This window comes from Streptomyces sp. AC512_CC834 (assembly GCF_019049325.1).
GTDB lineage: Bacteria > Actinomycetota > Actinomycetes > Streptomycetales > Streptomycetaceae > Streptomyces.
This window is the reverse complement of record NZ_JAGMUO010000078.1, coordinates 77922-87080: the sequence shown is the minus strand read 5'-3', so window position 1 is coordinate 87080 and position 9159 is coordinate 77922. Positions and strand designations below refer to the sequence as shown.

At 72.6% G+C, this 9159-nt stretch carries 7 protein-coding genes; 5 read left to right on the top strand and 2 right to left on the bottom strand.

Annotated elements, in window-relative coordinates; translation table 11 throughout:
- The 3 genes from KUM40_RS27100 to KUM40_RS27090 all read left to right on the top strand — a co-directional run.
- The coding region (locus KUM40_RS27100; protein WP_254395725.1) for a polysaccharide pyruvyl transferase family protein at positions 1 to 2286 on the top strand (2286 nt) is incomplete at its 5' end.
- Between the two features lie 183 nt (positions 2287 to 2469).
- Positions 2470 to 3435 carry a glycosyltransferase family 2 protein gene (locus tag KUM40_RS27095; protein ID WP_217168814.1) on the top strand — a complete coding sequence of 322 codons (966 nt, stop codon included), beginning with the start codon at positions 2470 to 2472 and terminating at the stop codon, positions 3433 to 3435.
- A gap of 3 nt (positions 3436 to 3438) precedes the next feature.
- The gene (locus KUM40_RS27090) at positions 3439 to 4794 is read left to right on the top strand and encodes an alpha-2,8-polysialyltransferase family protein (RefSeq protein ID WP_217168813.1); all 1356 of its coding nucleotides are present in this window, start codon (positions 3439 to 3441) and stop codon (positions 4792 to 4794) included.
- A 94-nt stretch (positions 4795 to 4888) separates the two neighbouring features.
- On the opposite strand, the gene KUM40_RS27085 is transcribed toward KUM40_RS27090, so the two are convergent.
- A complete protein-coding gene (locus KUM40_RS27085; RefSeq protein WP_217168812.1) occupies positions 4889 to 6022 on the bottom strand; it encodes an acyltransferase in 1134 nt (377 codons plus the stop codon).
- Between the two features lie 386 nt (positions 6023 to 6408).
- On the opposite strand from KUM40_RS27085, the gene KUM40_RS27080 reads away from it, so the two are divergent.
- The gene (locus tag KUM40_RS27080) at positions 6409 to 7293 is read left to right on the top strand and encodes a class I SAM-dependent methyltransferase (RefSeq protein WP_217168811.1); all 885 of its coding nucleotides are present in this window, start codon (positions 6409 to 6411) and stop codon (positions 7291 to 7293) included.
- A gap of 158 nt (positions 7294 to 7451) precedes the next feature.
- Positions 7452 to 8465, top strand: coding sequence for a class I SAM-dependent methyltransferase (locus KUM40_RS27075; RefSeq protein ID WP_217168810.1), 1014 nt, complete (start codon positions 7452 to 7454; stop codon positions 8463 to 8465).
- On the opposite strand, the gene KUM40_RS27070 is transcribed toward KUM40_RS27075, so the two are convergent.
- Positions 8450 to 9100, bottom strand: a complete 651-nt coding sequence (locus KUM40_RS27070; RefSeq protein WP_217168809.1) for a TetR/AcrR family transcriptional regulator — start codon at positions 9098 to 9100, stop codon at positions 8450 to 8452. The genes KUM40_RS27075 and KUM40_RS27070 overlap by 16 nt on opposite strands.
- Between the last annotated feature and the right edge of the window lie 59 nt (positions 9101 to 9159).

Sequence of the window (9159 nt, the reverse complement as noted above, 5' to 3'; positions counted from 1 at the left end):
CCCGCCTCCCCTTCTTCCCCCGCCTCTCCCGCCTCCGCCGCGGACGACCGGAGCACCGTCACCGGAAGACGCCGGATCGCCTTCGCCGTCCACACCGACCGGGACGGCCTGTCCGGCCTCCCCGTGCTGATACGCAGCCTGGCGCTGACCAACCCGGGCGTGTGCGAGGACGTCGTGGTCCTCCACCCCGGCCTGCCCGACTCCTCCTTCGACGCGCTGCGGCGGCTGCACCCGCGTGTCGTCACGCGCGAGGCGCAGGACCGTACGGACGTGTTCCGGCTGGAGGGATACGACACCGTCGTCGCCCTCGGCCCCGACATGGTCGTGCTGGGCGACCTCGGCGAGCTGCTGCGGATGCGCCACGGGGTGGGGGCGGTACCGCAGTTGCTGGCCGCCGGGGAGCCCGGGGAGCGGCGTGCGGTGCTGCCGGACGGCCTCCTCGTCGTCCAGCGCGCCGACGTGGACGACGCCCTGGCGGCGGGGCTCGATGCCGGCACGCCCGCCGGTGACGGGCTCGCGCTGGGCGACGCCCTGGTCCCGCTGGACGCGCGGTACGACTTCCTCACCCGCCGGCTGCACGACGACACGCCGGTGCCCGCGCGGGTCGCCGTGCTGCACTTCACGGAAGCGCCCGGCGCGCCCGGGTTCGGCCCGGCCGCCGAGGCGCGGCGCCGGTTCGAGATGAGCGACGACGCGTTCCGGGCCGCCTACCGCGCCCTGGCGGGACGCAAGCACCCCGACCTGCTGGCGCACCTCGCCCCGCCGCTGCTCGAGGCGCGCCCTTCCCTCGACCTCGCCCGTACGGTCGCCGACGTGTACCGCGGGCAGGGCCGCTACGACGAGGCGGTCGAGGTCCTCGCCCCGGTGGTGGCGGACCGGCTGGACGCGCCGCGCTGCCAGGAGACGCTGGGCGTCTGCCTGATGGCGCTGTCGCGCTACGACGAGGCCGAGGCGCATCTGCTGCTGGCGGCCGCGTCCCCGGACGTCGCCCCGCGCGCCTTCGCGCAGCTCGCCCGGCTGGCCTGGCTGTGCGGCCGGGAGGCGGACGCGCACGCCTACGCCCGCGAGGGCCTGGACGCCGACCCCACCGATGCAGGCTGCCAAAGTTGGTACGTCCGCACCCGGGCGAAGGACCCGCACGCCGACGCCCCGGACACCGACGGCCCACAACCGGCCTGCGCCCCCACCGTCGACCCCGCGGAGCAGCTCGCGCACGTGGCGCTGTTCGCCGAGGGCCAGGAGAACGCGGGTGACAAGGTCCTGCCCGAGGCCGTACGCATGTGCTTCGGCCCGGACACCGGCCCGCACCGCTGGTACGAGCAGCCGGTGCACCGGCTGGTCGACGAGGCGGCGCTGGAGCGGCTGAACGCGCGGCGCGGGGTGATCGTGGGCGGTGGCGGGCTCTTCCTGCCGGACACCTCCCCCAACGGCAACAGCCACTGGCAGTGGAACGTGCCGGACGACCTGCTGGCCCGTGTCACCGCGCCGCTGGCGGTGTTCGCGGTCGGCTACAACGTGTTCGACGGGCAGCTCTACCGCCGGGGACGGTTCGCCGAGAGCCTGCGGGTCCTCGTCGAGCGGTCGGCGTTCTTCGGGCTGCGCAACCACGGCTCGATCGACCGGGTCCGCGAGCTGCTCCCCGCCCACCTGCGCGAGCGGGTGCGCTACCAGCCCTGCCCGACCACCGTGGCCCGGCATCTCCTCCCGGAGCTGTCCGGCCCGGTGGACCGCTCCGACACCGTGCTGGTCAACTGCGCCTACGACCGCGCCGGTCTGCGCTTCGGGCACGACTACGGTCACTTCCTCGCCCAGATGGCCGTGGCGCTGCGCGGTCTGCGGGACCGGGCGGACGTGCGGTACGCGGCGCACATGCCGGCCGACGAGAAGTTCGTGCACGACCTGCGCCGGGAGCACGGCATCGCGCTGCCGGTGGAGCAGCTCTACGACATGTCGAACGACACGATCCGCGGCCTGTTCCGGCGCTCGCGGCTGGTGATCGGCATGCGGGGGCACGCGGGGATGATCCCGTTCGGCTGCGGGACCCCGATCCTCAGCCTCGTCTCCCACCCCAAGCTCGCCTACTTCCTGTCGGACATCGGACGCTCGGAGTGGGGGCTGTCCGTGCACGACCGGGAGCTGGGCCCCCGGCTGGCGGAGCGGGCGTCCGCGCTGCTCGACGACCACGCGGCGGCGGTGGCGGACGTGCACGCCGCGCAGGAACTCCTGTGGAAGACGACGCGGTCGAACATCGAGGAACTGCGGAGCACCTTCGGCATGGACGGATAGGGCGGGACACCGAGAATTCACCTCTGATGCGAACGGTGTTCGTCTTTCCGCGCCCCGTACGACACCGCCGACTTCGCGAGCGTGGTTAGCCTGTTCCAATCCCCTGTCATTCCTCCCGCCCCTTCCTCCCGCCCTTCCTTCGACTCCTGCCCTTCCTTCAACCTTCGAGCGTGAGAGGCCCGTGTGCCGAAACTGTCCGTCGTGGTTCCCATGCACAATGTGGAAGCCTTCGCCGAGAGCACTCTGAGAAGTCTCGCCAACAACGCGGACCCCGACTTCGAGTTCCTGCTCGTCGACGACTGCTCCACGGATTCCACCTCATGGGCGATCGACCGCTGGGCGGAGCGACGCGACGACGCGCGGGTCGTCCGGCACGAGACGAACAAGGGCATTGCCCAGGCGCGCAACAGCGGTATCGACGCGGCCCGGGGCGAGTTCATCACGTTCCTGGACGGCGACGACTGGTACGGGCCGGGTTATCTCACCGAACTGGTGCGCGCGGTGGAGGAGTTGGGCTGCGACTTCGCCCGTACCGACCATGTTCAGGCGACCGGCACCGAGCGGGTGATCCGGCGGCCCCCGGCCCAGTTGCGCGACACCGTGATGGATCCGCGCGACGGCATAGCTCCGCCCCACATGGAGACGATGGTCGACTACCCCTTCGTCTGGGCGGGGATCTACCGCAGGCACCTCTTCGCCGACGGCGGGATGCGTTTCGCGACCGAACTCCGTACGGCCGAGGACCGGTTGTGGATCTGGCGGCTGCATCTGAAGGCCGAGTCGTACGCGTCCGTGGGGTTGCACGGAGTGTTCTACCGGCGGGGCGTCGCCACCTCGCTCACCCAGATCAAGGACTCCCGGCAGCTCGACTTCATCCCGGCCTACGACATGCTCATCCAGGACCTGCTGAAGGACCGGGAGGCGGACCGTTTCCTCCCCAAGGCCGTGCGGACCTACTGCGCCATGATCGCCTTCCACCTCGGCAAGGTGAACGAGTACGAGTCCTCGGCGGCCCAGCGGCTGCGGCGGGAGGCGCGGGACGCGCTGCACCGTATGCCCCAGCATGTGTTGGAGGAGACCCTCCGCACCATCGACCGCACCCGCAGCAGGCTGCTCAGCCGCCTGCGTGACGGCCGGAAGGCTGCCTGACCCATGCCCCACACGACCCAGATCTTCCAGGTCTCCACCCTGTACGGAGCGGCCACCCTCGCCGCGGCGCTCGACGCGGGTCTGTTCGGACCGCGCGACGAGGCCCGGCGCGTCCTGCTGGTGTCCAACAACGCGGCGATACCCGAGACCGCGCTGCGCCTGGACGAGATGCACGGATACGGGCGGGTGTCCGGCCGGTTCGACTCCGTGGTCGACTGGAACGAGGCGATCCGCCCGCACCACCCCAGCGCCTGGGGCCCCCGGGGCAACGACGTGTCCCTGTGGCAGAAGGCGTTCCGTCTGGCGTGGGGCATCGGCGAACGCGACCGGATCGAGCTGGCCGTAGAGTCGATCCAGGTCAACCCGGCCCGTGCGCTGGCGGCGATCTTCTCCGAGAGTTCCGTGCACGTGTACGCCGACGGCCTGATGAGCTATGGCCCGACGCGCGAGAAGCTGCCGCTGACCATCGCGCGCCGCATCCGCCGGCTGCTCCACCTGGACCTGATACCGGGTCTGCGGCCGATGCTGCTGTCCGAGTTCGGCGTCGAGCCGGTGATCGTCCCCGACGAGGCGTTCCGCGCGGTGCTCGACGAGGTCTCCCGGGACGCGGCAGACGATCCCGAACTGGCGCCGGTGCTGCGGGAGAAGCCGACGGCCGTGCTGCTCGGCCAGTACCTGGCGGCGATCAACATCCTGAGCGCGCAGGAGGAGGAGGACCTCCACGTCCGCATGCTCACCGGGGCCGCGCGGGCCGGGCACCGGTCCGTGGTCTTCAAACCCCATCCGACGGCCCCGGCCGGGTACACGGCGGCGCTGAGCAAGGCGGCGGCGGACGCGGGCGTACGGCTGACCGTGCTGGACGCGCCGCTGCTGGCCGAGACGCTGTACGACCACTGCGCGCCGGAGCTGGTCGTCGGCTGTTTCTCGACGGCGATGGTGACCGCCTCGGCCTACTACGACGTCCCCGTCGCCCGGGTGGGGACGGCGCTGGTGATGGAGCGGCTCAAGCCGTACCCGAACAGCAACCGCGTACCCCTGGCCGTCGTCGACCATCTGGTGCCCGACCTGGAGCGCGGTGAGGCCCCGGCGCTGATCGGTGCGGCTCCCGAGTCGTTGTCGCCGCTGGTCCGGGCGATCGGTTTCTGCATGCAGCCCAAGACGTACGCGGAGCTGCGGGAGCCGACGGAGGCCTGGCTGCGGGAGAACCTGTCCGCCGGCCCCGGCTACTACTTCCCCGAGCTGCGGCTGACCGAGCTGGGCCTGCCCGGCAGCCGCCCGCAGTTGCGCGCGAAGCTCCAGGTGCGGCGGGCCCGGCGGGTGGTGCGCAGGGCGGTGCGCCGCGGCGCCGGGAAGAACTGACCGGGAGACCGGGAGACAGGAAGCCCCGGACCGTGCCGGAGCCCCCTTCCGCCGAGTGGCCGAAGGGGGCTCCGGCGTTTCCGCGGCGCCCGGCTCAGCCCAGCCAGCGGCCCAGCCGCAGCCGCGTCCACAGCAGGGCGGCGGCGAAGGACAGCACGACCGTGGCCACGGTGAGCCCCGCGAGCCCGCCCACGGCGGCCGGCCACCCGGCGTCCGCCGACACCACGCGCGGGGCGAGCGCCTCCAGGAAGAGCAGGTGGACCAGGTAGGCACCGAAGGAGGCCCCGGCGAGCCTGCCCAGCAGCGGCCGGAACCGCTCGGGCACCCTGATCCGGTTGAGGGCCATCAGCAGGGTTCCCGCCAGCAGCGCCACCACGACGGAGGCGTACGGGCCGGGGAAGTGCACCCGGTGTTCGTAGACGGCGACCGCGGCCCACGCGCAGAGCCCGCCGGCCAGCCACAGCAGGCGCCGCCGCCGGCCGGCGACCGCGGACCCCGGCAGGGACAGCAGTACGGCCCCGGCGACGGCGTACGCGATCTGGTAGACGCCGAACTGCCAGGCGAAGGGCGGAACGCGGACGTCGAACAGGCGCCCGAGGTCGCCGAGGAGGGTCGGGGCGAGCGCGAGGCCGAGCAGCGCGGCGCCCGCGCCCCAGGGCCGCTTGCCGTTCCTGACCAGGACGGCCACCGACAGGAGCAGGATCACGGGGACGTACGCGTACAGGTACCAGAGGTGGAAGGCGGGCCGCACGGAACCGAACAGCGCGTCCCACGCGAGCTGTCGGGTGGGGTCGGTGTTGACGTCCCGCGCCCAGTCCCACAGCAGGTAGGCGGCGGTCCACACGGCCATGGGCACGAAGATGCGGGTCAGCCGTGTGCGGATCTGTCCGGCGTGCCGGGGCGGCGCGCCGCTCAGCACGACCCAGCCGGCCATCGCGAAGAAGAGCGGCACGGCGCACCGGCTCAGCGCGTCCCCGGCGAGCGCGGTCCAGTAGACGGGCTCGCCCCCGGAGGGGGTACGGTCCACGGCCTTCATGAGTTCGCCCGAGGCGTGGCAGACGATGACCCCGACCGAGGCGAGGACCCGGACGAGGTCGATGTCGTAGCGGTGCTCACCCCGGGCACGCGGTGCCGGCGTGTCGACGACGGAAGGGACGGCGGGGGCGGCGGGGACGGCGGAGGGGGCGGTCGCGGTGGCGGACGGGCGCACGGACTCGGCGTCGGTCATCGGCTCGGCGGCGATGGGTGGTCACTCCCGGACAGGACGCGCGGGCCCGCCGGTCGTCCGGCCGGGCTCGGGGATCGGATGGCTCGCGTCGCGCGCCCACGGTCGCGGCGCCGCGCGGCGCACATCGATGCAGATTATGAGAGCGCCGGGCGGGCCGGGAACCGTTCCCGGATGAACATCGGCCACGCGCGGGTGGCCTTCCGGTGAACAGCGGGGGCCGTCGTCTCCCGGTCGCCGGGAGTTCCGCGGAAGTTCTTCCCGCGGCCCGTCGAGGTGCTCCGCCCGCGACCGGAGACGTCCCTAGTGTGACCCCATCCAGCCCATCCACCCCACTGGCGTTGCGCGTACTCCCGTTCACCTCCGTGTCGGATTGAGGTCGTTGGCCCATGAACAGCCGTTCCCTGCTCCGCAGTCCGGTCTCCCGGCGTCTGCTGCGTCCGGTCGCCGATCTGATCGACCGGCGCATCGAGCGGCAGGTGCGTGCGGCGGTCCGGCAGGCCACCACCCACCGGCTGAGCTGCGAGCTGCTCCTGGGCGAGCGCGGCCGCGGTCTGTCCCGGGTGGTGTCCCAGGGGCCGCTGGAGCGCCTGCACGCCGAGGTCGCGGCGCTGTCCGGCAACCGTGCCGCGGCGACCCGCAACGTCGCGACCGCCTACCGGCTGCTGGTGGGTCTCGAGGCGCTGGGCGTGGGCCGGATCGCGGGCGGCACCATGAACATCTGCGGCAAGCTCGGCACGATCCCGCTGCTGGATCCGCCGAACGACGAGATCCTGGAGATAGGGACGCTGTACGGCATGTTCTCCACCGGCCTGGTCCGGATGCTGGAGCGCGAGGGCCGCAGCCCGAGCCTGACCATCGTCGACCCCTTCGCCGGCGTACAGCTCCAGCCGGGCACCAACCCGCGTCCCGATCCGACGGGCACCCCGGTCGACGAGCACGCGGTGCGCACCAACCTCGCTCTCGCCGGTCCGGCGGGCGCGGCGGCCCGTATCCAGCGTGGCTTCTCCGAGGACCCCGAGACCCGGGCGGCCGTCGCGGACCGCGCCTACGGCGTGATCGTCGTCGACGGCGACCACTCGGCGAAGGGCGTCCGCCAGGACCTCCAGTGGGCGGAGGAGATCGCCGCGCCCGGCGCGATCGTCGTCCTGGACGACTACGGCGACCCCGCCTGGCCGGGCATCAAGGAAGCCATGGACGACCACCTCCAGGACGACACACGCCTCACCTACCTGGGAAAGGCGGCCCACTCGGCGTACCTGCGGGCGTCCTGAGCGCGGATGCGGCGCGAGTGCCGCACGAGTGCCGCACGGATGCGGTACGGATTGCGGACGGTGCCGGGCCGGACACATTGAGCGATTCGTGCGATTTTCCGACCGTCGGATCGCGCGTGCGGACTCCATTTCCGGCGCCGAGGGGGCATCCTCCCCTCATGGCCACTGCCCAAGAGACGCACAAGTACCCCGGTGAGCTGAACGACGTCCCCGGCTGGTTCTGGCCGCTCGACCAGGTGCTGTTCTCCTGGCTCCTGGAGCGGCAGGAGCGGCTTGACACCCGCGGCGACCTGCTTGAACTGGGCGCCTACCTGGGCAAGAGCGCGATTTTGCTGGGGCACCGGCTGCGCGACGGCGAGACGCTCACGGTCTGCGACCTCTTCGGGGCCGAGCCGCCGGACGCGGCCAACCGGGCGGAGGCGGCGAAGTCGTACTCCTCACTCACCCGCCAGGCCTTCGAACGGAATTACCTTTCCTTCCACGAGAGCCTGCCGACGATCGTCCAGGCGCCCAGCTCCGCGATCGTGGACGAGGTCGCGCCCGGCACCTGCCGCTTCGTCCACATCGACGCCTCGCACCTGTACGAGCACGTCGAGGGCGACATCGGCGCGGCGCGGGATCTGCTGGGGCCGGGCGGCATCGTCGTCCTGGACGACTTCCGCAGCGAGCACACCCCGGGCGTCGCCGTCGCCACCTGGGAGGCGGTGCTCAACCGCGGGCTGCGCCCGGTCTGCCTGAGCAGCCAGAAGCTGTACGGCACCTGGGGCGACCCGGAGCCCGTGCAGGAGGAGCTGCTCGCGGCGCTGCGCGGGCGCGACGACATCGCGGTGACCGTGGAGCGGGCCGCGGGGCACCGGCTGGTGCGGACCCGCGCCAAGACCAAGCGGCTGCGGCCGCCCTCGCTGCCGTCCTCGCGGCACCCGGCGCCCGCCGCCCAGGCACCCGCTCCGGCACCCGACGCGGGCCGGCCGGACGCCACACCCGTGCCGGGACAGACCACGCAGCCCAGTCCGCCGGAGCGTGCGGGGCGCACGGCGCGGCCTGCGGCCCCGCGGGACCGCACCCGGCGTCTCGCCCTGGACCTGCTGCCGCCCCTCGTGACGCGTGCGGTGCGCCGGTACCGGGCGGAGCGGCGGGCGAGGGCGGGCCGGGCGGTTCAGTCGAGGCGGTAGGTCGCCCCGATGCCCGCGATCACCAGGGCCAGCGCCTCCTCGAAGTGCCGCTCGTAGTCCTCGAAGATCTCCGCGCCCGCCGCGGCCGTCAGGGGGTAGGCGGCCAGCATGCGGGCGCGTTCGTCCACGTCGAAGCCCTCCCGGCGCTCGCCGGGCAGGGGCTGGACGCCCTGTTCCTCGGTGACGAAGCCGAGGGTGAACAGGTACGTCGTCGTGTTCGCCCGGACCGCCTGGGCCAGGGTGAATCCGGCGGCGGTGAACAGCCGCAGGCTGTCCTCCATCTGCTCGGCGTGCACCGCGCCGGTGAAGCGTGAACCGCTGAACACCCTGGCGCCGTCGCGGTAGCCGAGCAGCGACGACCGCAGGCCGCGGTTGGCCTTGAGCAGCCGCTCCCGCCAGGTGTCGGCCGGGTCGAGGGGGGTCCCGGCGACCATGCGCCGGTACATCTCGGTGGCCATCTCGTCGAGCAGGGCCTGCTTGTCCTTGAAGTGCCAGTACAGGGCGGGCGCCTTGACGTCCAGTTCCCTGGCGATGGTGCGCAGGGTCAGGCCGTCCAGACCGACCTCGTTCAGCAGTTTCAGCGCCGTGTCCGCGACCCGTCGGCGGTCGAGGGGGGCGCGTCGTTCCGTACTCACGCTTGACAGCTTAACGGCGTTAAGGCCATTCTCGTACCCAGGCAGCACTTAACGTTGTT